26 protein-coding genes are annotated in these 26,834 nt (G+C 72.8%); 11 read left to right on the top strand and 15 right to left on the bottom strand.

Annotated features, from left to right (window positions below; all coding sequences use genetic code 11):
• Positions 1-4 precede the first annotated feature (4 nt).
• The 3 genes from F593_RS26780 to F593_RS0119175 all read right to left on the bottom strand — a co-directional run bounded on the left by F593_RS26780 (position 5) and on the right by F593_RS0119175 (position 7,332).
• Positions 5-1,162 (bottom strand): Gfo/Idh/MocA family protein, encoded by a 1,158-nt coding sequence (locus F593_RS26780; RefSeq protein WP_022930366.1) that lies wholly within the window; start codon positions 1,160-1,162, stop codon positions 5-7.
• 19 nt (positions 1,163-1,181) lie between these two features.
• Positions 1,182-4,277, bottom strand: a complete 3,096-nt coding sequence (locus tag F593_RS0119180) for a hypothetical protein (protein ID WP_245540829.1) — start codon at positions 4,275-4,277, stop codon at positions 1,182-1,184.
• A 226-nt stretch (positions 4,278-4,503) separates the two neighbouring features.
• Complete coding sequence (locus F593_RS0119175) at positions 4,504-7,332, bottom strand: hypothetical protein (RefSeq protein ID WP_022930364.1); 2,829 nt, start codon at positions 7,330-7,332, stop codon at positions 4,504-4,506.
• Between the two features lie 421 nt (positions 7,333-7,753).
• Here F593_RS0119175 and F593_RS26775 point away from each other — a divergent pair, with 421 nt between their 5' ends.
• Positions 7,754-8,257, top strand: a complete 504-nt coding sequence (locus F593_RS26775) for a flavin reductase family protein (protein WP_051160601.1) — start codon at positions 7,754-7,756, stop codon at positions 8,255-8,257.
• A gap of 131 nt (positions 8,258-8,388) precedes the next feature.
• Here F593_RS26775 and F593_RS26770 read toward each other — a convergent pair whose 3' ends face one another.
• A complete protein-coding gene (locus F593_RS26770) occupies positions 8,389-8,745 on the bottom strand; it encodes an antibiotic biosynthesis monooxygenase family protein (protein ID WP_051160600.1) in 357 nt (118 codons plus the stop codon).
• Positions 8,746-8,972: 227 nt separating this feature from the next.
• On the opposite strand from F593_RS26770, the gene F593_RS0119160 reads away from it, so the two are divergent.
• The gene (locus F593_RS0119160) at positions 8,973-9,680 is read left to right on the top strand and encodes a LysR family transcriptional regulator (protein WP_022930362.1); all 708 of its coding nucleotides are present in this window, start codon (positions 8,973-8,975) and stop codon (positions 9,678-9,680) included.
• Here the strand turns inward: F593_RS0119160 and fabR are convergent.
• Complete coding sequence (gene fabR / locus F593_RS0119155; protein ID WP_022930361.1) at positions 9,643-10,323, bottom strand: HTH-type transcriptional repressor FabR; 681 nt, start codon at positions 10,321-10,323, stop codon at positions 9,643-9,645. The genes F593_RS0119160 and fabR overlap by 38 nt on opposite strands.
• Positions 10,324-10,552: 229 nt before the next feature.
• Between fabR and F593_RS0119150 the strand changes: the two genes are divergently transcribed.
• The 6 genes from F593_RS0119150 (at position 10,553) to F593_RS26760 (ending at position 15,172) form a co-directional block, all read left to right on the top strand.
• Complete coding sequence (locus tag F593_RS0119150; RefSeq protein ID WP_022930360.1) at positions 10,553-11,878, top strand: ferredoxin reductase; 1,326 nt, start codon at positions 10,553-10,555, stop codon at positions 11,876-11,878.
• Between the two features lie 403 nt (positions 11,879-12,281).
• Entirely contained in the window at positions 12,282-13,481 is a 1,200-nt protein-coding gene (locus tag F593_RS26765) for a fatty acid desaturase (RefSeq protein WP_084630223.1), read from the top strand.
• A gap of 193 nt (positions 13,482-13,674) precedes the next feature.
• Complete coding sequence (locus F593_RS0119140) at positions 13,675-13,923, top strand: hypothetical protein (protein ID WP_022930358.1); 249 nt, start codon at positions 13,675-13,677, stop codon at positions 13,921-13,923.
• Positions 13,920-14,366, top strand: a complete 447-nt coding sequence (locus F593_RS0119135; RefSeq protein WP_022930357.1) for a hypothetical protein — start codon at positions 13,920-13,922, stop codon at positions 14,364-14,366. The genes F593_RS0119140 and F593_RS0119135 overlap by 4 nt, the downstream gene beginning before the upstream one ends.
• Positions 14,367-14,411: 45 nt before the next feature.
• Positions 14,412-14,723 (top strand): hypothetical protein, encoded by a 312-nt coding sequence (locus tag F593_RS30675; RefSeq protein ID WP_022930356.1) that lies wholly within the window; start codon positions 14,412-14,414, stop codon positions 14,721-14,723.
• 50 nt (positions 14,724-14,773) lie between these two features.
• Entirely contained in the window at positions 14,774-15,172 is a 399-nt protein-coding gene (locus F593_RS26760) for an NUDIX hydrolase (RefSeq protein WP_022930355.1), read from the top strand.
• An 11-nt stretch (positions 15,173-15,183) separates the two neighbouring features.
• Here the strand turns inward: F593_RS26760 and F593_RS0119120 are convergent, their stop codons facing one another.
• Together F593_RS0119120 and F593_RS0119115 are read right to left on the bottom strand one after the other, a co-directional pair.
• On the bottom strand, positions 15,184-15,741 hold the full coding sequence (locus tag F593_RS0119120) for a hypothetical protein (RefSeq protein ID WP_022930354.1): 558 nt from the start codon (positions 15,739-15,741) through the stop codon (positions 15,184-15,186).
• A gap of 102 nt (positions 15,742-15,843) precedes the next feature.
• On the bottom strand, positions 15,844-16,278 hold the full coding sequence (locus tag F593_RS0119115) for a GatB/YqeY domain-containing protein (RefSeq protein WP_022930353.1): 435 nt from the start codon (positions 16,276-16,278) through the stop codon (positions 15,844-15,846).
• 225 nt (positions 16,279-16,503) lie between these two features.
• On the opposite strand from F593_RS0119115, the gene F593_RS0119110 reads away from it, so the two are divergent.
• On the top strand, positions 16,504-16,818 hold the full coding sequence (locus F593_RS0119110) for a hypothetical protein (RefSeq protein WP_157252006.1): 315 nt from the start codon (positions 16,504-16,506) through the stop codon (positions 16,816-16,818).
• A gap of 76 nt (positions 16,819-16,894) precedes the next feature.
• The gene (locus F593_RS26755; RefSeq protein ID WP_022930351.1) at positions 16,895-17,659 is read left to right on the top strand and encodes a tyrosine-protein phosphatase; all 765 of its coding nucleotides are present in this window, start codon (positions 16,895-16,897) and stop codon (positions 17,657-17,659) included.
• A 1-nt stretch (position 17,660) separates the two neighbouring features.
• Here the strand turns inward: F593_RS26755 and F593_RS30110 are convergent, their stop codons facing one another.
• From F593_RS30110 to F593_RS0119085, 4 genes are all read right to left on the bottom strand, one after another.
• On the bottom strand, positions 17,661-17,852 hold the full coding sequence (locus F593_RS30110) for a hypothetical protein (RefSeq protein WP_157252004.1): 192 nt from the start codon (positions 17,850-17,852) through the stop codon (positions 17,661-17,663).
• A 66-nt stretch (positions 17,853-17,918) separates the two neighbouring features.
• Positions 17,919-18,320 (bottom strand): cupin domain-containing protein, encoded by a 402-nt coding sequence (locus F593_RS0119095; RefSeq protein WP_022930349.1) that lies wholly within the window; start codon positions 18,318-18,320, stop codon positions 17,919-17,921.
• A gap of 192 nt (positions 18,321-18,512) precedes the next feature.
• Positions 18,513-20,003 (bottom strand): MFS transporter, encoded by a 1,491-nt coding sequence (locus F593_RS0119090; protein WP_028721813.1) that lies wholly within the window; start codon positions 20,001-20,003, stop codon positions 18,513-18,515.
• A 137-nt stretch (positions 20,004-20,140) separates the two neighbouring features.
• Positions 20,141-21,583, bottom strand: a complete 1,443-nt coding sequence (locus tag F593_RS0119085; RefSeq protein WP_022930347.1) for a hypothetical protein — start codon at positions 21,581-21,583, stop codon at positions 20,141-20,143.
• A 160-nt stretch (positions 21,584-21,743) separates the two neighbouring features.
• On the opposite strand from F593_RS0119085, the gene F593_RS0119080 reads away from it, so the two are divergent.
• Entirely contained in the window at positions 21,744-22,742 is a 999-nt protein-coding gene (locus tag F593_RS0119080; protein WP_157252002.1) for a hypothetical protein, read from the top strand.
• A gap of 33 nt (positions 22,743-22,775) precedes the next feature.
• On the opposite strand, the gene F593_RS30105 is transcribed toward F593_RS0119080, so the two are convergent.
• The 4 genes from F593_RS30105 to F593_RS0119055 form a co-directional block, all read right to left on the bottom strand.
• Positions 22,776-23,438, bottom strand: a complete 663-nt coding sequence (locus tag F593_RS30105) for a collagen-like triple helix repeat-containing protein (RefSeq protein ID WP_051160598.1) — start codon at positions 23,436-23,438, stop codon at positions 22,776-22,778.
• Positions 23,439-23,613: 175 nt separating this feature from the next.
• Positions 23,614-24,708: a calcium-binding protein gene (locus F593_RS0119065; protein WP_022930344.1), complete on the bottom strand. Its 1,095-nt coding sequence runs from the start codon at positions 24,706-24,708 to the stop codon at positions 23,614-23,616.
• 107 nt (positions 24,709-24,815) lie between these two features.
• The gene (locus tag F593_RS0119060; RefSeq protein WP_022930343.1) at positions 24,816-26,249 is read right to left on the bottom strand and encodes a hypothetical protein; all 1,434 of its coding nucleotides are present in this window, start codon (positions 26,247-26,249) and stop codon (positions 24,816-24,818) included.
• Positions 26,246-26,824: a hypothetical protein gene (locus F593_RS0119055; RefSeq protein WP_022930342.1), complete on the bottom strand. Its 579-nt coding sequence runs from the start codon at positions 26,822-26,824 to the stop codon at positions 26,246-26,248. The genes F593_RS0119060 and F593_RS0119055 overlap by 4 nt, the downstream gene beginning before the upstream one ends.
• Positions 26,825-26,834 lie beyond the last annotated feature (10 nt).

Raw genomic sequence — 26,834 nt, 5'->3', positions numbered from 1 at the left:
CCCCCTACGCCCCGACCGCCCGGTACACGGGCCGCACCGGCCGGCCCCCCGCCGCGGAGCGCACCAGGGCGTCGCAGACCTCGGCGGCCCGGTAGCCGTCCTCGAAGTCGGCGCCCAGCGGCGTGATCGGCTCGCCGGTGCGGATGGCCTGCAGCACGTGGTGGAGCTCGTGGACGAACCCGACGTCCCAGCCGAGGGTGTGGCCGGGGGGCCACCAGTCGCGCAGGAACGGGTGCCCCGGGTCAGTCACGAGGATGGTGCGCAGTCCCTGCTCCGTCGACGGCTCGCCCGCGACGATCAGCCGCAGCTCGTTCAATCGCTCGAGGTCGAAGAGGATCGTGCCCGACTCCCCCGTGATCTCGAGCGTCAGGCTGTTGACGCGGCCGTGCGAGACGCGGGACGCGGAGAGCGTGCCGGTGGCCCCGCCGGCGAACGTGAGGGTGGCGTCGACGCTGTCGTCGACGTCGACCGTGCCGCCCGGACGCTCCGTCGTCCACGTGCGGGTGAGCGCGGAGACCTCGTCGATCTCGCCCACGAGGTGCCGGCAGAGGTCGACGAGGTGCGAGCCGAGGTCGCCGATGACGCCGGAGCCGGAGCGCTCCCGGGACAGCCGCCACGACCACGGGGCGTCCGGGTCGGCGAGCCAGTCCTGCAGGTAGCGGACCCGCACGTGGCGGACCGCGCCGATGCGGCCGGCGGCGATCAGGTCGTGCGCGTGGCGGACGGCCGCGAGCCAGCGGTGGTTGAACGCGGTGGCGTGGACGACGCCGGCCTCGTGGGCGGCGGTCCACATCGCGTGCGCCTCGTCGGCGGTGCGGCCCAGCGGCTTCTCGCACAGCACGTGCTTGCCGGCCCGCGCGGCCGCGATGATCGGCTCGGCGTGCTGGTCGTTCGGTCCGACGTCGTCGAACAGGTGGACGGCCGGGTCGGCGATGGCCGCCTGCCAGTCCGTGGTGGAGCGGGCGAACCCGAGGCCGGCGGCGGCGGTCGCGGCGCGTTCGGCGTCGCGGCCGACCAGCACCTCGAGCCGGGGCGGAGCGGCGTCCCCGGGGCCGCCCGGTCCGGCCGGGCCCCCCAGGATCCGCAGGGCGTGCGCGTGGGCGCGGCCCATGAAGGCCGCGCCCAGCATGGCGACGCCGATCGGTTCGGCTCGGACGCTCATGCGCCCGAGCCTACCCGCGTCAGAACCGCAGCTTGAGCTTGCGGCTCTTCGCGGTCTGCGAGGCGTAGGCGCCCTTGGACGCCACGCCGACCTTCAGCGTCGCCTTCGACGCGTTGCTGCAGCCCTTGGTCAGGCGGACCTTCGCCGTCCAGCGGCCCTTCTTGGGGGTCGCCGTCGTACGGACCGTCGTCTTGCCGCACGTGACGCGGGCGGTCACGCGGCCCTTGGCCTTCTTCGTGACGGTGCCCTTGACCAGCAGCGTCGTCCCGGAGCGCTTGATCGAGCGCACCTTGAGCTTCGGCGACTTGCCGCACGCCGTGGCGATCGTCGTCTTGAACGCCTTGGGCTGCGCCCCCGAGTGCGAGGCGAGCCGCGCGCTGCCGCGCTGCCGCTTCGCGCACAGGTCGGCGTTCGCGTTGATGATGCCGCCCTTCCCGCTCCTGATGTTGAACGTGAAGTTCGTCAGCGGCGCGTCCGGGATCGCCGGGAACGTCGTGGTCAGGCGGCCCTTGTTGACCGCGGTCACCGCCCGCAGGTAGATCGTGGCCTCGCCCTGGAGCTTCACGAACAGCGTCGGGAGGGTCGGGACGACCTTGCCCGTCGCGGTCGTGCGCTGACCCTTGACGAAGTAGACCGGGCCCGAGAGCTTGGTGCCCAGGATCGGGGTCTCCGCCGACGCGCTGCCGACGATCGTGTTCTTCCCGCACTTGTCCTGCAGCGCCGCGTCGGTGGGGCAGAGGGTGTTGGCGTTGCTCGAGGCGAGCGCGACCGACTTCGGGAGCACGACCGTCGTGTACTTGATGCCGGCCTCGCCCTCCTTCTGCGTGACCTTCGCGGTGACGCCCGGGTTGCGGCCGGCCTTCATGTCCTTCTTGCCGGTGAACGAGAGCCGCATCTTCGGCGCGAACTTCTGCTTCGCGCAGTCGGCGAACGTCAGGCTCGTCGTGCGCTGCGCCGTCCCGCCGTTCGGCGAACCGAGGTTGGCCGTCAGCGTCTTCGGGCCGCACGACGTCGGGTTGCGCGTGAAGCCGGCGCGGTTCACGTTCAGCTCGAGCGCCCGCAGGCGGAGCAGGATGCCCTCCTGGATCTGCGGCAGCGGATCGGAGACGACCGACACGTGGGCGTCGTTCGGATCGATCTTGATGGCCTGCCGGACGGTGACGTTGCCGAGGTCGTACGGGCCGGCGATCGCGCGGATGATCGTCGCGAAGCCGAAGTTGCCGCCGCCGTAGGCGTTCGTCAGGTACACCGGGCTGGAGAGGCCGTAGGGCGCGGAGCCGGGACCGGCCTGCACGCTGGCGGTGCCGACCCGCGACGCCGCCGGGCACGCGGCCGCGGCGACCTGCGCCTCGGAGCAGCGCGTGACGCCCTTGATCTTCGCCAGGAGGCCCGGCGGCAGGTCGACGGCGATCTTCTCGAGGAACTGGTCGCCGTCGTTGCGCCCGAAGCTCACGGACAGCGGCTGGAACGCCCCGGCCGTGGGCGAGGCCTTCGCGCCGAACGCGGGAGCGAAGTTGAACCCGCCCTCGCAGCCCGTGACGTTCAGGTTGGCCGTCGGCGTCGCGGGCGCGGTGCCCGCCCACGGGGCCAGGCTCGCGGAGCCCGTCGCCGTGTCGCACGTCTGCGGCGTCGCGATGACGGCGCGCGGGCCGCCGTCGAAGCGCAGGTTGAAGTCGGAGAACGGCACCTGCGGCGCGTTGCTGACGACCGTCGTCAGCTGGCCCGTCTTCGGGTCCGGCTTGACGGAGCCGGTCAGGCGGATGGAGAAGCCGGGACCGTCCGCGTTGATGAGCAGGCGGTAGCGGTCACCGGGCATCGGGTCGCCGAGGTACACGTTGCCGGTCAGGGGGTTGTCGAGCAGCGGCGTCACGACCTCGGTCGAGCCGATGCGCGAGGCGGCGGGGCAGTCGATCGCCTCGTTCGTGCCCTTCTTGAACGCGGCGTCGGAGCACGTCTCCAGGCCGTTGGCCACGGACGGGCTGATCGTCGCCCCGGGGGGCAGCGTCAGCGAGACGTCCTTGACGTGGCCCGTCCCGCGCTCCGAGTCCTGGTTCTGCGGAACCCTCAGGCCGACCTCGAGGCCGCTCGGGCTGTCGCGGGTGACCTGCTGGGGGCCGAGGCCCATCTCCGCGCCGAACGGCGTGGTCTCGCACTCCGAGATGCCGACCGGCGTGGCGTAGCTGCGCGACGCGCGCTCGCCGGCGTAGGACTCCGTCGCGACGGTCGACGTCTGCGGGCCGGCGCAGGAGGACGGGTTTGTCAAGAAGGCGCGGGTCTTGTTCGGGACGGGCCGGTTGCCGCCGGTGTCGGCGGTCGCGATCTGGATGAACGCACCGACCAGCGGGATGGCCTCGAGGGCCGGGATGTCGGCGGAGGCCCGAGTGCGCTCGCGGTTGTGCATGTCCGCGCCGGGCTGGCCCCAGAAGATGAGCTTCGACCGGATGGTTGCCGGATCCTGCGGCAGGTCCGTGATCGTGAAGAACAGCCCGGCGTCCTCGCTGCGCACGCCGCCCACGATGTCGATCGGGTCGAGGTCGCCGCCGAGGAGGTCGGCGCCCGGGGCCTGCCGCGGGTTGAAGGAGAAGCGCGCGACCTGGCCGGGCCGGCGCTCCATGTTGAAGACGGGAACCCGGGCGATGATCGTCTGCCGCGACAGGGGCAGCTGGATGAGCGGGAGCGTCAGCGTGCCGCGGATGGTCAGCTGACTCACGCCGACCTGGGTCTCAGGCGCGCACCGGGTGGCGAGGAGGTCGGCATCGGAGCACGTGGGGACCGCCCGCGGGTTCGGTGTGAGACCCGCCGGGATGTCGACCCGGACGTTCTTCGTGTTGGCGACCGGCTCGTCGTTCGCACCCTGGGCGAACGTGAAGTCCGTGATGCCGTAGGTCGGGCGGCCGGCGGACTGCGAGAAGTCGTTCGCGCGGTCCTGCTCGGCGCCGTCGGCCTGGCTCTTGAGCGGCCCGGCCTTGAAGTCGACGATGCCGTAGGCGTGCGCCGATGATGCGCCGGCGATGCCGACGCCGAACACGGCGAGCAGCAGCAGCGCCAGAAGCGCGACTCCTCGGCGGGATGCGGGTGTGGTGCGGTGGGGGACCGCGACGACCGTTGGGCTCATGTCTTCTCCTCGGGGGCACCGCAGTCGAGGGTGTGCGGCGCGAGCAGGCTACGGGGTGGGAGCACGGTTGTCCACCAGAAACGCGTTGCGGTCGTGTTGCGTTTCGTGTTCGACTCCTGCCGGTGAACGACCGAGGCCCCGGACGGTGGTCCGGGGCCTCGGTGCTGCGTCCCCGCCGTCGCCGGCGGGGAGTGTCGGTCGGCCGCCGGGCGGCGGCCGACCGGGGTTACTTCGAGCTCGTCTTGCAGACCGAGCGCGAGATGCGCGGCTTGCGGGTCGGAGCCTTCTTGCCGCTCCAGCTCGCGAACCGGGCCGACGCCTTGACGCTGCGCTTGCAGAGGTCGCGGTTGGCGTTGATGATGCCGCGCTTGCCGCCGTTGATCTTCAGCGTGAACTTCGTGATCGGCGCGTCCGGGATCGCCGGGAGCGTCGTCACGAGGCGGCCACGGCTGACCGACGTCTGGGCGCGGACGTTGATGCGTGCCTCGCCGAACAGCGGGATGTAGAGCGCCGGCAGCGTGCGGACGACCTTGCCCGCGGCCGTCGTGCGCTCACCCTTGACGAAGTAGACCGGGCCCTTGAGCGAACGGTTCAGGATCGTCGTGGTGGCCCGCGCGGAGCCCACGATGGACGCCTTCGGGCACTTGTCGGCGCGCATCTGCACCTGGGTGCAGAGCGTCTCGGCGTTGGCCGCCTTGAGCGAGACGTCCTTCGGCAGCGCGACCTGGGTCGAACGGATGCCGGCCTCGGACTCGCGCTGCGTCGCCGTGACGGTGACGCTCGGGTTGCGGCCCTTCTTCATCTGCGACTTGACGCCGAACGCGACCGTGATCTTCGGACGGAACGGCAGCTTCTTGCAGTCCGTGAAGGTCTGACGCGCGCCGCGGGTGGCCGTGCCACCGGCGTTGCCGGTCAGGTTGGCCTCGATGATGGCCGGGCCGCACGACGTCGGGTTGCGCAGGAAGTCCCTGCGGTCCACGTCGAGCTTGAGCTCGCGGAGGCGGAGGACGATGCCCTCCTTGATCTGCGGGAGCGGATCGCTGTCGACGGTCACCTGGGCCGTCTCGGGATCCACGCGCAGGGCCTGGCGGACGACGACGTGACCGAGGTCGTACGGACCGGCGATGACGCGGATCACGGCGACGGAGCCGAAGGCGCCGCCCTTGTAGCTGCCGGTCAGGTACGCCGTGCCGGTCAGGCGGTACGGCGCCTCACCGGGGCCGGCGGCGACCGACACGGTGCCGATGCGCGAGTCGTTCGTGCAGGTGATCGCGGCGACCTGCGCCTCGCTGCACTGGCGGACGCCCTTGATCTTCGCCGTCATGCCGATGGGCAGCGTGGCGGAGAGACCCGAGAGGAACTGGTTGCCGTCGGGGCGGCCGAAGACGACCCCGATCGGCGAGTACTTGCCGGCCAGCGTCGAGACGGACGCGGCGCTCACCGACGGAGCGAACGGGTTGCCGTTGCAGCCGACCGTCTGCACCGTCGAGGCGGTGCGGGAGGCCGGGTGGCCCGAGTAGGCGGTCAGCGTGCCGCTGCCCTCAGCGGCGCCGCAGGTCTGCGCGCTGGCGATGATGGCCTTGGAGCCACCGTCGAAGTCGAGCTTGAACTGCGAGAACGGGAGCTGCGGGTTGTTCTCGAAGACGGCCGTGACCTGACCCGTCTCCGGGTTCGGCGTGACGGTGCCCTTCAGGCGGATGGAGATGCCGTGGCCGTCCGCGTTGAGGAACAGCCGGTAGCGGTTGCCCGAGAGCGGCTGGCCGATGTAGACGTTGCCCTCGAGCGGCGAGTCGAGCACCGGGGTGGCGATCCTGATCGCGCCGACGCGGGAGCTCGCCGGGCAGGCGATCGCGTCGTTCGTGCCCTGACCGAGCTGGGCGTCGGTGCAGGCCTCGAGGCCGTTGGCGGCCGACGGGGAAATCGTCATGCCGGGCGGGAGCGTCACGGAGACGTCGTCCACGTGGGACGTGCCCAGGACGTTAGTGTCCTCGGTCTGCGGGATGTCGAGGGCGACGGAGAGCGGCACCGGAGCGTCGTTCTGCATCGAGCTCGGGCCGAAACTCGTCTGCGACGAGAACGGCACCTGGTCGCAGCCCTGCAGACCGTTCGTCTCCTCACCGACGATGTCGTCGCGGGTGCGGCGATCGCCCTGGTAGGAGTCGAGGGTGAGCGTGGCCGTCTGCGGGCCGACGCAGGTCGTCGGGTTCGTCAGGAACGCCGAAGTGCGGTTCGTGATGCCGAGCGGGCCGGTGGCGGGGCGGGCGCCGAGCGGCACGTTCGTCGGGCCGGCCGCGATGGGCGTGCCCATGGGCGGGAACGGCGGGCTGGGGAACGGACCGCCGCCGGGCCACGTGCCGGCGTTGTCCGTGTTGACGAGCGTGAGGGTGGCGGAGCCGCGCTCGGCGTCGTGCAGAGCGGAGCCCGGGGTGCCCCAGAACGTCAGGGTCGAGCCGGTCAGGAGCGGCGTCGTCGGGTTCGCCGCCGTCGGCGTCGAGACGTTGTTGATCGTGAAGAAGAGGCCGTTGTCCTCGGGGCGCATGCCGCCGACGATGTCGACCACCTCACCCGTGGCGTTCGGGGCCTGCTGCGGGTTGAACGAGAAGCGCGCGAGCTCGCCCTCGTGCGTCTCCATGTTGTAGAGGCCGATGCGCACGCGCACCGTGCCCTTGGCGCCCTGCGGGAAGCCGAGGCCGGCCTGGGCATTCGGCGGGATGTAGGTGCGCAGGCGCAGCTCGACCATGCCGATCTGCGTGGCCGGGGCGCACGTGTTCGCCTCGAGGTCCTCGTCCTCGCACTTGGGCGTCGCCTCCTGGTTGGGGACCAGGCCGGGCGGCGTGTCGACGCGGATCGTCTTCGTGGACCCGTTCTGCTCCGTCACCGGGCTCACGCCGGCGTTGTTCACCGGAGTGATTTTCGTGTCGAACCTGATGACGCCGAAGTCGGGGTGGTCGCTCGCCTGGCTGGCGAACGTACCCGTCGGCCCCGTGCTGCCGTTCAGCAGCTGCGCCGAGAAGTTGTCGATCTCGTAGGCCTGGGCGCTGGTGGCGCCGAACATGGCGAGCGCGGGAACCGCACAAGCCGCTGCCGCGATGAGACGCGAGCGGGTTGACGCCCTACGTGGCGGGCTGCCGATGGTCCTGATGGTCCTTGAGCGCACAGGCTCTCTCCTCCGGGTGCGGAAACTCGAGCAAGCTACGTCCGGGGAGGGGCACTGTCCACCAGCATCGGCCGTCTGTTTATTAACGGCGTTCGATGGCGGCCCCGCGGGCGGTTCGCTCGGTATCAGCTTGGTATCGGTGTTTCTGGACGTGGCTCCGGAAAACCGGACCTTTCGCACAGAAGACGCTGAGCGTACGTGATCGGCGGGACGCCTGCGGCACCTCAACCCCCCTCGACCATCCTCGACCACCCTCTGCAACGGCCCCGAGATGTCCGCGGCGTAGACTTTCTCCGAATCCCGAGTGGAATTCCGTCCCATGAGCGCACCCTCCCCCGGCCCCGAGCAGCACGGCGACCCCGAGCACTTCCGACACGTGCTGTCGCACGTGCCGACCAGCGTGGTCGTCGTCACCGGGATCGCCCCCAACGGTCCCGCGGGCATGGCGGTGGGCTCCTTCACGTCGATCTCACTCGAGCCCCAGCTCGTGGGCTTCTACCCCGCGAACACCTCGACGAGCTGGCCCGTGATCCGCGAGGCGGGCCGGTTCTGCGTGAACGTCCTGGCCCAGGGGCAGAACGCGATGGCGGCACGGTTCGCGCGCCGAGGCGGCGACAAGTTCGCCGGCCTGCCCACGAGACCGGGGCCGTACTCGGGCGCCCCCATCCTCGACGGCATCGTCGCCTGGATCGACTGCGAGCTCGAGCGCGAGATCCAGCTCGGCGACCACTCCCTCGTGGTGGGCGCGGTGCGAGACCTCGGGGTGACGGAGAGCGACCACCCCATGGTCTTCAGCCGCGGGGCGTACCCGGAGCTGGCCTGAGCACGCTCACCGGGGGAGGACTCGGCGCGGCGGCGCCGAACTCTCATGAACGAACGGCCGAAGGCGGGATGCTCGACGGCCCTCGACCCCACTGAGGTCGAGATCGAGGGTTCCGTCGTTATGTCCGTGCCTCAGGAGGTCTCGGCCGAGGCCGACGCAGCAGCGTCCGCAGCCCCGACCGCCAGCACGACGTCGAAGCTCAGCACGCTAGACCCGTGCGCGACCGGCTTCTCCGCGCCGCGGTCCGCCGACGCCTGCGCGTGGCCGCGCCGGAACTCCGCGCTCTTGACCCAGGCCTGGAAGTCCTCCTCGGTCTCCCAGCGCGTGTACACGAAGTAGCGGGTCTCGCCCTCAGTCGGGCGCAGCAGCTCGAATCCGAGGAACCCCGGCATCGACTCGACCTCGGCGGCCCGCTGGGCGAACCGCTGTTCGAGCTCGGGACCGCGAGCGGGATCGACCTCGATCGCGTTGATCTTCACGACTGCCATGGGTGCTCCTCGGGGTGTCGGCCTGCGCCGAGAGAGCTCCCCCGGCGCAGTATGAGAATGACAAGACTTCTCGGCATTCTCATACTGCGCCGCGAGGGGCGACGTCCCGCGTCCGGGGACCCCGCCTCGATGCGAAACGGGCGCACTCCGTTGCGAGGTGGCCCCGACATCGCGACTTCGCGCGAAAGAACGGGCGCGGAGGAACTCGAGGTGGCACGGTCGGAACCATGGACGAGACCCCGAGCCTGAACGCCGTGCTGGCGTTCGTACGCGTCGCGGACCGTCGCCGCATCGGCCTGGTCGCCGAAGAGCTCGGGGTGTCGCGGCAGGCGATCGCCTCACGCGTCAGCGCCTACGAGGCGGCGGTCGGTCAGACGCTCGTGGACCGGTCGCACCGGTGCGTCATCGCCCTGACGCCCGCGGGACATGCGGTGCTGCCCGCGGCGCGGCGCCTCGTCGAGGCGGCGGCGCTCCATGCGCGGGAGGCACAGGCTGTCGCGACCGGCACGAACGGCGTCGTGAGGATCGGGATCTTCCCGCGTCGGACCCCGCTGATCGACGCGTTGATCTTCGGCCTCGAGCGCGTCGATCCCGGCTGGCGAGTCGAGGTCTCCGAACAGCGCCCCGGGCCGCTGACCCGCGCACTCGCATACGGCGAGCTCGAAGCGGCACTCACGACTCGCAGCGTCCCGAACCCGCATCGCGACCACATCGATCGACGGCCCCGGAAGTTCGAGACGGTCGAGTCGCTACCCGTCGGCCCGTGGAACGAGGCCGTCTGGGTCACGTGGCGGACCCGGTGGGCCGGCCGTCATCGCGAGGCGCTGCTCGAGGCGACGACGACCGCGATCCGGGTCCTGCGTCGAGGTCACGCCGCGCGGCGCCGACGCGAGTCCCTCAGACCCGGTGCCACTGGGTCGCGCCCAGGACGATGATGCGCATCTGGTCCTCGGTGCGGGCGCGGATCTCGCCCTCGGCCTCCGGAGCGTCGAGCAGGCGCTCGGCGGTGGCGACCATCACCGTGACGAAGAGGCTGGCGATCATGTCCAGGGACGGGGTGTCGAGCTCGCCCAGCACCGGGTAGCGGCGCAGGTCGCCGACGAGCTCGCTCGAGAACGAGTGGATCTCGCGGGCGATGCCGGCCCGCAGGCTCGCGATGCCACCCGAGCGCTCGCGCGCGATGAAGCGGTAGTGGAGGCGGTGCTCCTGCACGTGGCGCACGAGGATCGCGGCCGAGGTGCGGATGTCGTCCCCCGGCTCGGCCACCTCGGAGCGGCCGGCGCGCATGAGCTCGCGCAGCGAGGCGAAGGAGTCGTCGACGAGGACGAGGCCGAGCTCCTCCATGCTGTCGAAGTGGCGGTAGAAGGCGGTGGGCGTGATGCCGGCGGCCTTCGAGACCTCGCGCAGGCTCATCGCGCCGAAGCTGCGGTCCTCGAGCTGCGCGAGCGCGGCGTTGAGCAACGCCTGGCGGGTGCGCTCCTTGCGCTCCTGCCGCGAGAGCGGTGGCTCGTCCAACGACGTCTCCACGAGGCGAAGCGACGCGCCGGGCCGTCCGACGGGCCGGGGCTGCGGGGTCATGCGCGGCCGCCCTGCGGGGCCGTCTGCTCGGGGTGCACGCGTCTCATCTCAGCAGGTGATCCGGACCCCACCCCTGCGGTGTGCCCGATGTCACGGCCAGAGCCTACGGATCCCTTGACCCACCCGGGCGTCGGGTCGTACGTTTGTGCACAGCCGTTCACCGAACACGCGTACGCCGCGTCTCGGTTGTCGCTCGGCCCTCCCGACCGCCGTAAGGAACGCCACACCCATGACCCCTCCCGCCACCGCCACACCCCCGCGCCCCGCCGACTCGGACGTCCGCGCCATCGACTCGGACGTCCGCTCCGCCGTCGAGGCCCGCCCCGCCGACGCGAAGCCGCGCCCCGCGGCCCCCGAGTTCGACCGCCCCGCGGCCCCCGAGTCCGACCGCCGCGCGGCCCCCGATCCCGCCCGCCCGGTGGAGACCGAGTTCGTCCGCCCCGCCGCCCCGCGGCCCGCCCGCCGCGGCGGTCTCGCCCAGCGCCTGCTCGGCACGAAGGTCGCCGACGTGCTCGCCGGCCCGCACGACGTCGACCACTACCTCGAGCTGCTGCGCCCCGACTGGGCCGTGCGGAAGATCCGCGGCGAGATCGTCGACGTGCGCCACCAGAACGCCGACAGCGTCACGCTGACGCTGCGTCCCACCGGCACGTGGCCCGGGTTCCGCGCCGGCCAGCACGTCGAGATCGCGGTCGACGTCGACGGGGTCCGCCACCGCCGCTGCTACTCCCCCTCCGCCTCGGCGCACCCGAAGAGCCGCAACATCGAGCTGACCGTCCGCCGCCACCCCGAGGGCGTCGTCTCGCGGTACCTCAAGGAGCACGCGAAGGTCGGCATGTTCGTCGGGCTGTCCGTGCCGCAGGGCGAGGAGTTCGTGCTGCCCGAGACGCGGCCGCGTCGCATCGTCCTCATCAGCGGCGGCAGCGGCATCACGCCCGTGCTCTCCATGCTGCGCACCCTCACGGACGAGGGCCACCGGGGCGAGATCGTCTTCCTGCACTACGCCCGCTCCGCCGCCGACCTGCTCTACGCGGGCGACCTGCACCGGATCGCGACGCGGCACCCGAACGTCCAGCTGCTGCGCTGCTTCACCCGCGGCGACGACGGCGAGCTGACCGGCCGCTTCGGCCTGGACCACCTGCGCCGCGCGCTACCCCACGACGAGGACGCCGCCGCGTTCGTCTGCGGCCCCGGCGGGCTCGTCGAGGCCGTGCGCGGACTGTGGGCGGAGGAGGGTCTCCGGACGCCGCTGCGGTTCGAGCACTTCGCGCCGCCGGTGCTGCCGGACCTGGACCCCGACCAGCTCGGCACCGTCACGTTCACCGGCTCCGGCGTCACCGCCGAGGCCGACGGCTCGACGCTGCTCGAGCAGGCCGAGCAGGCGGGGCTCTCCCCCACGCACGGCTGCCGGATGGGCATCTGCCTGACCTGCAAGTGCACCCTGCAGGACGGCAAGGTGCGCGACACGCTCAACGGCGAGATCCACGGCACGCCCGGCGAGGAGATCCGCATCTGCGTCTCCGCCCCCGTCGGCGACGTCGCCCTCGACCTCTAGCCGCCCGACCTCCACCGCGACCCCGCCCGCGTCGGCCGTCCCGACCGCCCGCGACCGCACTCCGCTTCACCGCGACCCCGCACCCCCGCGACCGCACCCCGCTTCACCGCGACCCCGCACCCCGCGACCGCACCCCGCCGTACCGCGACCCCGCACCCCCGCGACCGCACCCCCTTCCGCAGCAACTCGACCCGAGGAGCACGCCATGAGCACCCCGACCGCCCCCGCCCCCGCCAAGAACGGCACGCACGTCGACGTGGACGACACGTTCGCCGTCGCCCGGTCCGACAAGCCGCTCTCGCCCAAGGCCCCCGACCGCGAGGCCGGGCCGTCGAAGGGCGACGCGAAGGACACCTCCGCCGTCCCGGGCCCGCTGCACGCCGTCCCGCACCTGAGCCAGGACATGCTCGACGCGTTCGGGCGCGAGATGGAGGCCATCCGCAAGAAGCACGTCGACGACCTCGGCGAGCGCGACGCGACGTACATCCGGTCCGTCATCAAGGCGCAGCGCCGGCTCGAGATCGCCGGCCGCGCGATGCTCGAGTTCGCGTTCCTCCCGCCGCTGTGGCTCGGCGGCGTGGCGGCCCTCTCCGCGTCGAAGATCATCGACAACATGGAGATCGGGCACAACGTCATGCACGGCCAGTACGACTGGATGCAGGACGAGGAGCTCAACGGCCGGACCTTCGAGTGGGACACCGCCTGCCCGGCGGACCAGTGGCGCCACAGCCACAACTACATGCACCACACCCACACGAACATCGTGGGCAAGGACCGCGACATCGGCTACGGCATCCTGCGGATGAGCGAGGACCAGCCGTGGGAGCCCTACTACCTGGGCAACCCCGTCTACGCGACGCTGCTGGCGCTGCTGTTCGAGTACGGCGTAGCGGTGCACGACCTCGAGACGGAGGAGATCCGCTACGGCAAGTGGGACCTCCAGGCGCGGCTGCCGATGCTCAAGGCGATCTTCGACAAGGTCAAGGGTCAGGCGCTGAAGGACTACGTCCTCTTCCCCGCCCTCGCCGGCCCGTTCTTCCCGGCGACGCTGTCGGCCAACGTCGCAGCGAACATCGTCCGCAACGTCTGGACCTACTCCATCATCTTCTGCGGCCACTTCCCCGACGGGGTCGAGGAGTTCACGGAGGAGGAGACGGCCGGCGAGACGCGCGGCGGCTGGTACGTCCGGCAGCTCTTGGGCTCGGCGAACCTGACGGGCGGCCCGTTCTTCCACCTCATGTCGGGCAACCTGAGCTTCCAGATCGAGCACCACCTCTTCCCCGACATCCCGGCGCACCGCTACGCCGAGATCTCCGTCGAGGTCAAGGAGGCCTGCGAGCGCTACGGCCTGGACTACCACGCCGGCCCGCTGCCCTGGCAGCTGTTCACGGTCTTCCGCAAGATCGTGCGGCTCTCCGTCCCGACGGGTGCGGAGCTGCAGGACTACGTGGAGCGCCCGCGCACCAGCCGCCTGGTCAAGACGGCCGCCGGCGCCTTCCGTGGTGCCCGCGGCGCAGCCCGCGGCACGGTGGGGGTGGCCCGCGGGGCCGTCGAGGGTGCCGTGGCCGGCGCCCGCGGGGCCGTGGCGGCCAACGCGGCCTGACCCCCGCCGTCCGGCCGGGCCAACGTCCGGCCGGGCCGCCGTCCGGCCGGGCCAACGTCCGGCCGGGCCAACGTCCGGCCGGGCACACCCTCGCTCTCCGGCCTGGCCTACGTCGGCGGCCGGACAGCCCCGTCCGGCCGGGCGTGCGGCCACCCACACCTCGCCACCCCGGGCCTCGACTAGGCTGCGGCGTATGCCCGGCCCGCTCGAGACCCGCAAGGACCAGGTCCAGGAGGCCGTGGAGTCCGGTGCGACCCACGTCGGCCGGATCGCCACGATCGTCACCGGCGCCGTGCGCGACGTCGCGCGCGAGGTCGGCTCGTGGGCGACGGACGTGTTCGAGATGCGCGACGCCTCGAACCGGGCCCGCCGCGAGCACGAGGCGCAGTCCGAGGAGCAGGCGGCGCGCGCGGCCGCGCGGCGCGACCCCGAGGCGGAGTGAGCCGCGGGCGCTCGGCGGCACCGGCCGTCGAGACCCGGCGGCTGCGCATCGGCTACTCCGACCACGCGCTGCAGCGGTTCTGCGAGCGCGGCGGCGTGCCCACCCGATCACGGGCGGACCTCGAGGGCGCGCTCCGGGCCCTCGTCGCCCGAGACGGCCGCGTCGTCCACGACCGCCCGCGGTGGGCCCACTCCCGTCGTGACGCCGACGCGTTCGTGCAGATCGGCGGGTGGCTGCTGCTCGTGCTCATGCGCGACCCGCGGCGCGGCGACGACGCGTTCACCGCCGTCACGGTCCTCGGCCGCGAGGGCATCACGAGCTGGCCGTCCGCGCACGAGCACCGGCTGACGCGCGTCCGGCCCCCGCGCTGGGCCCGCCCGCGCCGCTCGCTCCTCTCCCGCCTGTTCGGCGCGCTCGTGCGTATACGGTCCGAGCGCCGCTGACCACCACCCTCGACGAAGGTTCTAGCCGCGCGGTACGATGAGGTGATGACCTGGTGGGTCATAGCCGTCGCCGTCTGGGTCGTCGCGAGCTTCGCCGCGGCGGGCGTCGTCGTGCTCCTGTCCCGCCGGGGCCGCTCCACCACCGGCCGTCCCGCCGCCGACCGCCGCTCCGCCACTCGCCGCTCCGCCACCGGCCGTCCCCCCGCCGGCCGCTCCGCCACCACGCAGCCTCCCTCGGCCGGCCTGCGTGCCCCGGGTCCCGGTCGTACCGTGGCCCCCGGTGGCCCCGTCGTCCGGCACCAGGGGACCCGCGGCCGGTACGTCACCACCGCCGCGCAGCGCCACCGGCGCCGCTGAGCTCCCCCCGGGACTCGCGACCGCGCCGCGTGGGCGCCTATCCTCCAGGCATGTTCCCCCGAGAGGTCCACGCTGCCGGTGGCGTGATCGTCCAGGACGGCCGGATCGCCGTCGTCCACCGTCCACACCGCGAGGACTGGTCGCTGCCGAAGGGCAAGCTGGACGCGGGCGAGACCTTCGAGGAGGCCGCACTGCGCGAGATCCGCGAGGAGACCGGCTACGAGGTCGCGCTGGGCGAGGAGCTCACCGAGATCCGCTACGACGACCACAAGGGCCGTCCGAAGCTCGTGCGCTACTGGCTCATGACGATCACCGGCGGCGAGTGGACGCAGAACGACGAGGTCGACGAGCTGCGCTGGGTCACGCCGAACGAGGCGATCGAGCTGCTGACGTACGACAACGACCACGGCCTGGTGCGCGAGGCCGCGGAGCGCACGATCGTCGTCTGACGCGGCGGGGGTCAGCCCAGGACGGGCTGCTCGACCGAGGCCACGACGATCGCGACGCGTTCGTCCGAGAACAGCTTGTAGCGCAGCATCGCCGTGGTGACGGCGCTCAGCGCCTCGCGGCCGGGCGGGATCGGGCCGCCGCCGAGGACGGCGCCTCCGGCGGTGATCCGCACGCCCTGGCCCTCGGGCCGGCCGATGAGGGCGTGCTCGACGGTGCCCGCCAGCGCGGCGGCGAGGTCGCCGGCCCCCTGGTCGAGCCGGAGCAGCCGGCGCAGGACGACGAAGCGTCCCTCGTCGAGGCGCCCGACGACGTCGCCGGCCACCACGCGGGAGCAGACCGCGCGCTCGACGGTCCGGCCCAGCCGGCGGCGGGCCGCGGGGCCGCAGGTCGGCAGCGCGTCGTCCGTCTCCACGTCCAGCACCACGAGGGCGCCGCGGACGAACACGCCGTCCTCACCCGTCCGCCAGCGGTCGAGGTGGGCGACCACGGCCGCCCGACCGTCGCCGGGGGCACCGACGTGGTCGGCCGTGCGCCGCAGGCGGGATGAGGTGGAGGGGGCGAAGAACACGGGGGCTCGGGACGGCGACGTGGACGGTGTCTCCCCTCTGGTCGGCTCCCGCGGCCCCCGCTTGATGTTCGCCGGGCCCGCCGGACAGACGGACGAGGCCGGCTACAGCGCCTGCAACGCCTGTCGCACGGCGGCGGAGACCCGCTTGCCGTCGGCGCGCCCCTCGGCCGCGGAGATGACCGCCTGCATCACGCGCCCCATGTCCTTCTGCGAGGTGGGGTTGACCTCGGCCATCGCGTCGGCGAGGAGGATCTGCAGCTCGTCGTCGGTGAGCTCCTGCGGCAGGTAGCCCGAGAGCAGCTCGGCCTCGTAGCGCTCGGCCCGGGCGAGCTCGGGCCGGTCGTTCTGCTCGTAGGTCTCCGCCGACTCCTCCCGCCGCTTGCGCTCGCGCCGCAGCACGGCGACGGCGTCGTCCTTGCCCTCCTTCGCGTCCTTCTGCAGCTCGGAGAGGACGAGGCGCAGGGCGCCGACGCGTCCCTTGTCGCCCGCCTTCATCGCGGCGGTGATGTCGGCCTGGACGCGCTCGGGGATGCTCATGGTCCGAGCGTAGTGGCCCGCCGGGCCGGACACGGGAACGGCCGACCGGCCGCCCCAGGCCCCATACTCGATCGGGAATGCGCGACGAGCCTGCTTCGCAGGGTCGGGACCTGGGCATGTGCGTCACCGGCGCCACCCGATTCTCCCCTCAGGGAGAGTTACAACATTGGTCGTAGTGTTCCATCCGTACGACATCCGGCCACCACAAGAAATATTCTTTGACTCATGTCTCCTGACCGCCCCACCGCCATGCCGACGGATCAGGAGGGCCGTTGGCTCGCCGCGTTCGACTCCGGCCGTTGGGTGGCCCGTTCGATCTTCGGCCGGTGGTCCGCGACCTCGACGGAGTGGCAGGCCGAGCCCGACGACATCCAGGACCCGCGCGACCTGCTCCCCGAGCTCTACACGGGCGAGGAGGCCGAGCTCCCCGAGCCCGTGGAGGCCGCGATCGCGCTGCACCGCGCCGACTGGATGAACACGTCGGGCGAGCTGACCACGCTCGGCCGCGCCGCGCTGACGCGCTGGGCGTCCGGGGCCTGAGCCACCGGCTCCGCCGGACGGGTGGGGCGGTCGGCGCGCCGTCCGCGCGCCCCTGCCCCATCCTGCATCATCGGTGGTGCCCGTGATCGATCTGCACTGCCACATCCTCCCCGGCGTCGACGACGGCCCGGCCGACCTCGAGGGCAGCCTGGCGATGGCCCGCGAACACGTGGCCCGCGGCACCCGCACCGTCATCGCCACGCCGCACGTCAGCTGGGACTACCCGACGACGGCCGACGAGATCACGACGGGCGTCGCCGCGCTGAACGCCGCGCTGCGCGAGGAGGGCATCGAGCTCGAGGTGCTCGCCGGCGCCGAGGTGGCGCTGACCCGCGCCGTGGACCTGACGGCGAAGCAGCTCGCCGGGTTCCGCCTGGGCGACGGCCCGTGGCTCCTGCTCGAGGCCCCGATCTCGGTCGACTCGCCCGGCGTGGAGGGTCTCGTCGGGATCGTCCAGAGCCGCGGGGTGCGCGTGCTGCTCGCTCACCCGGAGCGGTGCGCGTCGTTCCACACCGACCCCGACTTGCTGGCCCGCCTCGTGGCAGGGGGCTGCCGGGCCCAGGTGACCGCGAACGCGCTGACCGGGTTCTTCGGTCGCACGGTGCAGGCCTCGGCGCGTCGCTACGTCGATGCGGGCCTCGTGCACGTGGTCAGCTCCGACAGCCACGACGCCACGCACCGCTCCCCCGGCCTGATCCACGAGATGGAGGAGGCCGGCTACGCCCCGCTCACGGAGTGGATGGGCGAGCAGGTGCCGCGCTCCATGTTGGCGGGCATCCCGATCCCGCCGCGCCCGCCGTTCCAGCCGGCGCCCGAGCGCCGCCGCTGGTTCCGCCGCTAGCTCAGGCGGCTGCGTGGTCCTGCCCGGCGGCGCGGGAGTCCGTCACGCGCTCCTGCGTCAGCACGCCGCGCCGGCCGCCGTCGCGCGTCGCACGGCGCCGCTCCTGCCCGCGCCGCGACAGGTGCGTCACCCAGACGACGAAGAGGACGTTGGCGACGAGCCAACCGGCCACGGCCAACAGGAGCAGGGTCATGCCCGCCTGTTCGGCCGGATGGCGGAGACCTGAACGCCGCTGGACGCGTGTCCGAGCGGCCGGCGACTACGGGGCCGAGGTGCCCTCGCGACCGTACTGGTCCTCGAGCCGCACGACGTCGTCGAGCTCGGGGGTGGAGACCTCGAAGAACGTGGCGTCCTCGATGGCCTCGACGGTGTGGATCGTGCCCGCCGTGTTGCGCCACGTGGCGCCCGGCTCGATGATCGTCTCCGTCAGGGCGTCGCGGTCCGTGCCCTGCCACAGGCGCATGCGGCCGGAGACCAGGTGCGAGGTCTCGTCCTTGGCCTCGTGGTACTGCAGCGACAGCTTGTGGCCGGCCAGCACGGTGATGATCTTGCCCGCGTAGCGCTCGGTGTGGGCGAACCACACCTCGTGGCCCCACGGCTTCTCGATGTGCTTCGGGAGCTCGGGGTCGAGTCCGAGCTTGGTCTCGGCGGGTGTCGGCATCGCGGTCATGATCGCGCATCGGCGCGGGACGGCGCTTCGGGCGTGTTTCGAAACGCGAGCGGACGGATGTCGCGCGCCCCCCAGTCCGCGCGCCGTCCAGTCCGCGCGCCTTGCAAGCCCAAGCGCCTGGGCACGACGCACGGGCCTTCCCGCGGCGGGGTCTCCCCCGCCGCGGGTCGGACGCGCCGTCCTTCAGCCGGTGGCAGCCGCGGACGCCTTCGGCGGGGCCGCGTCGTCGTCCCCCGCCGTCAGGGGCCGGGCGATGTCCTCCAGGCTCTTGCCCTCGGCGTCGACCGAGAAGAAGATCGCCACGATGCCCGCGATCAGCATCAGGGAGGCGCCGATGGCGAAGGCGAGGGCGACCTGGGACTCCTCGCCGCTCTCGACCATGCGGGAGAAGACCTGCGGGCCCGTGATGCCGCCGACCGCGGTGCCGATGGCGTAGAAGAACGCGATCGCCATCGCCCGGGTCTCCATCGGGAACACCTCCGAGACCGTCAGGTACGCCGAGCTCGCCCCCGTCGAGGCGAAGAAGAGGACGGCGCACCAGCAGAGCGTCATCGTGGTGGCGGACAGGTGGCCGGCCTGGAACAGCCACGCGGTGACGAGCAGCAGCACGCCCGAGGTGATGTAGGTGCCGGAGATCATGATCCGCCGGCCGATCGAGTCGAACAGGCCGCCGAGCAGCAGGGGCCCCATGAAGTTGCCCAGCGCGATGACGGCGTAGTAGTAGCCCGTCTGGCCGCTGTCGATGTCGAAGAACTCGATCAGGATCGTCGCGTAGCCGAAGGTGATGGCGTTGTAGAGGAACGCCTGACCGACGAACAGCGAGAACCCGAGGACGGTCCGCTTGGGGTAGAGCCGGACGAGCGCCTTGGCGATCTCGCCGAACCCGATCGCCTTGCGCTGGTGGATCGTGATCGTCGAGTCGACGGGCTCGAGCTTGCGGCCGATGGACTCCTCGACCTGCCGCTCGATGTCGTCGATGAGCGCGTTGGCCTCGTCCTCGCGACCGTGGATGAACAACCACCGCGGGCTCTCCGGCACGTGCCGGCGGACGAGGAGGACGACGAAGCCCATCACGACGCCGAGGGCGAACGCGAGCCGCCAGCCGAGGTTCGGGGCGAACAGCGACTCGTTCAGCATCACGATGGACAGCAGCGAGCCGCCGACGGCCCCGAGCCAGAACGAGCCGTTGATGATCAGGTCCACCCGCCCGCGCACACGGCTCGGGATCAGCTCGTCGATCGCGGAGTTGATCGCCGCGTACTCGCCGCCGATGCCGAACCCGGTCAGGAACCGGCAGGCGAAGAACCACAGCGGGTTCATCGAGATCGCCGTCAGGGCCGTGCCCGTCAGGTAGACGAGCAGGGTGATGATGAAGAGCTTCTTGCGGCCGTAGAGGTCGGTCAGCCGCCCGAAGAAGAGGGCGCCGACGCACGCGCCCGCCACGTAGAGCGACGCCGCCAGGCCGGTGATCTCGGCTGCGCTGATGTCGAGACCGCTGCCCTCCTCGGCGATGCGCCCCCCGACGTTGCCGACGAGCGTGACCTCGAGGCCGTCGAGGATCCACACCGTGCCGAGGCCGATGACGATCATCCAGTGCCAGCGTGACCATGGGAGACGGTCGAGTCGCGCCGCGACGTCCGTCTTGATGGTGCCCAGCTCCGCGTTCCTGCTCATCGGGTCTCCCTCCTCCATCGGTCCCCCTGGTCGGGACCGTGATCGGGGTCACTTACCCGAAGACTTGCAGGATCAAACGAACCAGGATTCGGGGGCGGGGCGGGCCGCCGACGCCGCCCGCCGCCCGCCGCCCGCGCCTACTTCCGCGCGCCCTTGGAGCCCTTCTTGCCCTTGCCCTTCTTCGGGGACTTCTTCGTGGTCTTCCTCGTCGCCTTGGCGACCTTGTTGCCGGTCAGCTTGACCGGGGTGTTGACCGTCGTGGCGTTGCCGGCGGCGTCCTTGACCACCGTGACGAGGTTGGCGCTGACGACGGTCTTGCCCGTCTTGGCCAGCGCCGCCTTCGCGCCCTTCACCGAGCGCACCGCGGCCTTCGCGGTGCCGCCGGCGACGGCGGTCGAGCCGGTGCCGGTGCCGACGACGACGAGCTTGGCCTTCGCCGCGATCTGGACCGCCGCCTTCTTCTTGCCCTTGCGGCCCTTGCCGCTCTTCTTCTTCGGGGCCTTCTTGGCCGCCTTCACGAAGACCTGCAGCTGCTGCTCGACGGCGCCGGGCTCGTCGAGCGTGGTGAACGTGCGGAGCCCGTCCTTCAGGAACGACGCCACGGTCATGGACCGCGTGCCGAGCTCGAGCGCCGCGACCTTCGGCGCCGTGGCGTCGGGGGCGGGCGGGGGCGGCACGACGCCGGCGTGGCCGGTCACGGTGAAGCTGACCTGGGTGCGCGAGTCGTTCGCGTAGCCGAGCGTGGTCTGGCGGACCTGCACCCAGTCGCCGGCGATCGCCGGTGTGGCGAACGAGCCGGAGAACGCGGTCGGCGTGACGGCCTCGAGCTTGCCCGCCGAGATGATCTCCGGATCGTTCGACGTCTGCACGGACGTCTGGTGGTACCCGGGCCGGTCGACGGTCAGCTTCCAGTAGTGGTCGGGGGCCGGCGTGCCGGGCGCCGACGGCACGTACCCGCCGTCGTCGACGCGGGCGCTCTCGTCGTAGTCGGGCGCGTCCGCGGGGCGCGGCGTGGTGTCGACCCAGCGGTACGTCGTCGGGATGTAGTGCCGGCCGACTGCGGTGCGGGCGATGCGCCGGTAGAGGTCGACGGTGCGATCCGTCGCGTCGGCGGTGGTGGTCCCCGCGAAGAGGGTCTGCCCGAGGACGCTGGAGGTGATGGCCGGGTGCCCCGTGAACTGCGTCTCGGCCAGGACCGCGCCGTCCGACGCGCGCACCATGCGGAACACGTCGCCGGCGGTGACGGCGAACGGCGCCTGCGGCGGGGCGTCGGTCCCGAACTCGTGGACGACGGCGCCTCCGCGGAGTTGCAGGAACCGGGGCGACGGGGTCTCGCTGTCGTAGTTGTCGCGGTCGGGGACGTAGTGGCCGTAGTGCGACGCGGTGTCCGTCGGTGCCGGCTGGGTGGTGCCGTCCCACATGAAGTCGGCGGGGTAGACCGCGATGTCGAACACGATGCGAGGGCCGGCGGCGTGCGCCCCTGCGGCCGCCACGAGTGAGCACGCCAAGGTGCTCGCGACGACGGCGATGCGGGCGACGCGACGCGGCCGGGTGCGCCGGGCCGGCGTGGTGGAACTCATGGGTGAGGCACTCCTGGTGTGGGACGCGCGTGCACGGTGCACGCGTTGGGAGGCGCACGATACGAAGGCGGACGGTTCGGCGCAACGTGCGGGGCTGCGTGCACCCGGACGGTTGTCGACGCCGGCGCCTGTGCGCGGTGCGACGGCGTACCGTGACGGGGTGCCGCTTCGCCGTGCCTGCGTGTTCCTGCTCCTCGTCCTCGCGGGCGCTGTCGGTGCCGCCGGCCCCGCGACGGCCGCCGGGTCTCCACCCTCCGCGCCGCTCGTCGCCGAGCCCAACGCCGACGGCACGAGCACCCTGCACTGGACGCTGGCGGGCTCGAGCGACTCGGTCAACGTCCTCTCCCACCTGCGCTGCGCCGTCGACCCGACCGCGGCCGGCCCGTTCGCCGGCATGAAGGTGCCGTGCGTCTGGCTCGTGGACCACAAGGCCCCCGCGCTGGCCGCCCCCGCCGGCTGCCCGGCGACGAACAACCCGTACGCGTCGTGGCGCTGCGACATGCGCCGGTTCCGCGAGCTCGTGATCGACGCGGCGGCGAAGGGCGAGCGCTCCGTGATCCAGTTCAACACGAAGGCGAAGGGCGGCAGCGGCGTCTGCGCCTGGATCCCCGTCGCGGTGCGGCTGGGCGGCGGGACCGGCGCGCTCGAGGCCGCGGACGGCTGCCCCGAGCGGATCTCGTGCGCCGCGGGCTACGCCGGCACGGTGCGCGCCGACAAGGCGTTCGACGTCGTCGTCGGCTGCCGCAAGGTGACGTACGTGGGTGCGGGCCGCTCGTCGGGCTCGACCGGGGGATCCGGGCCCCGCGCCGGCACGAAGGCGGGCGTGGAGGACCTGTCGACGTGCGCCGGGTTCGGCGAGGGCAAGGGCGGCGAGAGCCCCCTGTGGGACGTGCGGACCACGAAGCGCGGCCGGCGCGGCATGAACGTGCGCGTGACGATGCGCCGCGCGGCGCCGATCACCGTCGCGGTCCACCGCAAGGTCTCGCGCGGCACCACGCTCGTCCGCACGATCAACGTCTGCGCGAAGGCGGGCGCCAACCGCGTGGCCGTCTCCGACGCGACCGGCGGCGTGCGCAGCCGCCGCAACTACCGCGTCGTCATCTCCTCGCCGGTCAGCAAGTACCCGCTCGTCTCGAGCTACGAGACGCTGCCGCGGTAGCGGGGCGGGGTGCCTCCCCCACCCCCTCGCACGCTAGAGGGAGAGGCAGGTCAGCTCGACGCGGTAGCGCGAGCCGGAGGCCGCGCCGGTGACGGTGACCTGAGAGGTCGAGCGCCCGTACTGCGGTGCGCTGAACGTGGCGCCGTCGGGCGAGGTCGCCGTGGCGCCGAGCGCCAGACCGTCGCCGGGGCAGGTGAGCGCGACGGTACGCGGGGTGGTGCCGACGGTCGTCTCCTCGGCGACGGTGCTGCGGAGGGCCACGACGGGGCCGGCGGCGCCGGCGGGACCCGCGGGGCCGATCGGACCCGTCGCGCCGGCGGGACCGGTGGCGCCGCGCGCCCCGGTGGCGCCCGTCTTGCCGGCCGGCCCCGTCTTCCCGGTCTTGCCGGTCGCGCCGGTGCGGCCGCGGGGCCCCGTCTTGCCCGCGGGCCCCTGCGGGCCCGTACCGCCGCCGCCCTTCGCGGCGAGCTGGCGCCGCACGGACGCGCTGAGCTGCTTGGAGCTGAGCGTGCCGTTCTTGATGTCGCTGCGGGTGAGCGACCGGTTCTTGATCTTGGCGCCGGTGACGCTGCCGGTGCGCAGGTCGCGGCCGTCGAGGCGGTCGGCGGCGTAGGCGCCGCCGGTGCTGAGCGCGGCGAAGAGCGCGAGCGTGGCGACGACGTTGGCGTAGCTGAGGCGGGGGCGCAGGCGGGACATGACCGCGAGGGTAGCCCCGGTGGCGGCGCACCACGGCGGTCGTGGCGTGGCGCCCCGGGGCGCGCCTGCGGGCGGAGAGCCGGCCGGAACGGGCGACGCCCCCGCGGGTGCGGGGGCGTCGGGTGTTGCTGGGCCTGCGGTGTCGCGGTGCGAGCGCGGGGCGCTCGCGGCCGGTCTACCGGTAGCGCGTCACGGTCTCGACGTTGCGGACCTTGTCGCGCGCGCCGACCGTGGCGCGGTCCCGGCCGGGACCGCCGTTGATCGTGTTGACCTTGCCGTTGCGGGTGACGATGCGGTCGTTGCCCGCGCCGCCGATGACCGTGGTGCGGCCCTTGCCGGCGGTGATCTTGTCGTTGCCCTCGCCGCCGGAGATCGTCGTCGTCCCGGCGCCGCCCTTGATGGTGTCGTTGCCACCGGCACCGGAGATCTTGGCGGTGCCCGTGCCGGCGGTGATGATGTCGTTGCCGGCGCCGCCGCGGACGACGACGTTGCGCGCCTTCGTCAGGGTGATCCGGTCCTTGCCGCTGCCGGCCGAGACGTTGACGTCGCCGGCGCCGGCCTTCGTGACCAGGCGGTTGTTGCCGTCGCCCAGCTTGATCGAGGCGGCGCGCGTCGTGGCGCGCGCGGCACCGGAGCGCGCCGAGGAGGCCGCGCCGCCGATGGTCACGGAGTCCGAGCCGGAGCCCGAGTCGACGATGCTGCCCGCACCGGCCGTGATCGAGTCGGAGCCGGCACCGGTGTTGACCGTGGAGCTGGGACCGACGTTGACACTGTCGGTGCCGGCGCCCGTCGTGACGGCGGAGCCGGAGCCCGCGACGACCGTGCTGTTGCCGTTGGTCGCCGTGATCGTCTGGTTGGCGCCGGGGGCGTTGACCGTGCTGTTCTGGCCCGAGGCCGTGATCGTGTTGCCGGCGCCCGTGACGTTGGCAACGGTGCCGGTGCCCTGGATCGTGACCGTGGCGCCGGTGCCCTGGATCTCGATCTCCTGGTTGGGCGTGGACGGCGCGACGACGACGCTGGCGCCGGGGGCCAGGACGAGCGTGACGTTGCTGAGGTCACCCGAGACGGTGCTGGGGGCGCCGGCCGGGATGTTGACGGGGCCGGTCGCTCCGGGCGGAATCGTGACCGGGGTGCCGGGGGGCGGGGTCTGCGGGCAGTACGCCGGGTTGGTGCTGCCGGGAGGGCAGGTCGTCTGCGCGCTCGCGTTGGACGTGGCGAAACCTGCTGCGGCTGCCGCGGTCGCGGCGGCGATGAGGAACTGCTTCTTCACGGGAACTCCTATCGAGGGGCCGAGCGCGCTACTGCGCCCTCGTTGACTGGGATTACGGTGGAAGCCAGGATTTCCTGACAAGCCCTTGAGGTTTCTTTTCAGCCGGTTCAGCGGGCGGCGGCGACGGAGCTCGTCTCGCTGCCTACCACCGCGCGCACGCCGGTCACCCGCGGGCGGGGGACGGTCAGGGTCCGCACGCCCGCCGCCCGCACGCCCGTGCGGGCCACGGTCACCCACCGGCCACCACGGCGAACCTGGACCTTGGCCGTGCCTGCGACGGGCGAGCGCAGCCAGACCTTCAGGCGCTTCGCCGTCCTGCCGGTGACCGTGACCGGGAACCGGAATGCCTGCGCGAACGGCTTGCGGGTCCCGTCGTTCAGGTACATCCCGGACTGGTAGGTGCTGTCGAAGCTGGGTGTCGGCAGCTGATCGCGGACCTGGAACCACAGGACTGTGCCCACGCCCTCGCGCCACAGCCGCCAGAGCAGCTCGGGGATCCAGCGCTCCAGCGTCGTGCTCGGAACGCCATCGGGGTCGGGCCCGTCGGAGTCGTAGGACACCTCCGTCACCCACAGGCCCGGCGTCGTCGGCCCGAGCGTCCCGGCCTTGCGCGCCGCGCGCAGGACCCGCGTGAGCTTGCCCAGGTCGGGCACCGTCACGTCGTCGGCGTTCAGGGCCGGGCTCGACGGCTTGCGCACCCCGTAGGGGTGGTGCGACAGGGCATCGAAACGCGTCGTGGCCGAGCAGCTGCGTTCGAGCCTGCCGTCCAGGCAGAGCATCGAGCGCAGGAACGCGACCGGTGGCGTGCGGGTGCCGCTCCGCGTCCCGTAGTCGCCGAACGGGGCCAGGCCCGCGGTCACCACGGTGGCCGACGGCTGCGCGGCCTTCACTGCCACGTAGCCCGCGTTGACCAGGTCACGGAAGCGCACGGGCGCGAACGGCTTGCCGCCGTCCCACTGCGGGGCGAGGTGCAAGTCGAGGTTCGGCTCGTTCCAGAGCTGGAACTGCGTCGCCTTCGGCAGCGTCGCGCCCGGCATCGCGGGGTCGGCGACGCTCCCCGAATACCGGCGGGCGACGGCTCCGGCGAAGCGCCCGAACGCCGCCGCGTCGGGCTTCCACGCCGCGGTCGTCTTGCCCCCGGGCCGGTCGGCACCCTGCGCCCACGCGGGGGCGTCGTTGATCATTACGAGCGGCTGCAGGCCGTGGGCCACCGTGGCGCGCACCTGCGCGTCGACGGCCGTCCACCGGTAGCCCGGCCAGCCCGGGTCCGACGCCTGGTCGTCGGTCGGCCGGCTCGGCGAGACCGCGCCCCAGGAGGCGTAGACCCGCACGACCGAGCCGGACTCGGCGCGGGCACGATCGAGCCACGCGCCGGCGTCGGCCCCGGAGAACTCCTGCGTGGGCGTGAACCCCAGCCGGAGGGCCGAGGTTGCCGCGCCGGCGCTCGCCGGCACCGCCAGGCCCGCGACGACCGCGAGCAGCGCGACCCACCGGGCCAGCCCGGGCGGCAGCGGCCGGGCGCGCCCGGCGCGGACGGTCACGACGCGCGACGACCGCGAACGACGGCACCGACGCCGACGATCGCCATCGCGCCGACGAGGAGGCTCCACACCGGGAGCCCGCCGACGGTGCTCGTCGCGCTCGACTCGGCGAGCGACGTCTTCGGCGCCGCGGTGGCGTCCGCCGTCGCCGGAGCCTGCCCGCCGTCCGCCGCGGAGGAGTCCCCGCCGGACGGCTTCGCCGCGGCGTCGCGGCCCGCTCCACCGGAGCCGCTATGCCCCGTGCCGTCGTCCCCGCCGCCCGATGCGCTGCCGCCGCCTGCGTCGTCCGTGGACTCGCCACCCCCGGCCGCGCCCGACCCGGCGCTCGACGGCCCCGACGGCACGCCGCCGTTGCGGTCCAGCGCGTCGGCCAGCGCCCGGCCCTCCGGGCCGCGGGACTCGAGCTCACGGCGACGCTCGTCGGAGAGCCTGCCGCCGCCCGAGCCCGCCGGCGGCGCCTGCTCGCGGTACTGGTCCACGGCGGCGCTGCCCGGAGGCGCGGCCGACTGCGCCTGGGCCGCCGACGGCACCATGAGCGCGAGGGCGGCGATCGATGCGATCTGGCGAACCTTCACGCCCTTCCAT

The organism is Patulibacter americanus DSM 16676, assembly GCF_000420025.1.
GTDB classification, from domain to species: domain Bacteria; phylum Actinomycetota; class Thermoleophilia; order Solirubrobacterales; family Solirubrobacteraceae; genus Patulibacter; species Patulibacter americanus.
The sequence above is the reverse complement of the archived record's forward strand: the minus strand, read 5'-3'. Positions and strand labels throughout refer to the sequence as shown.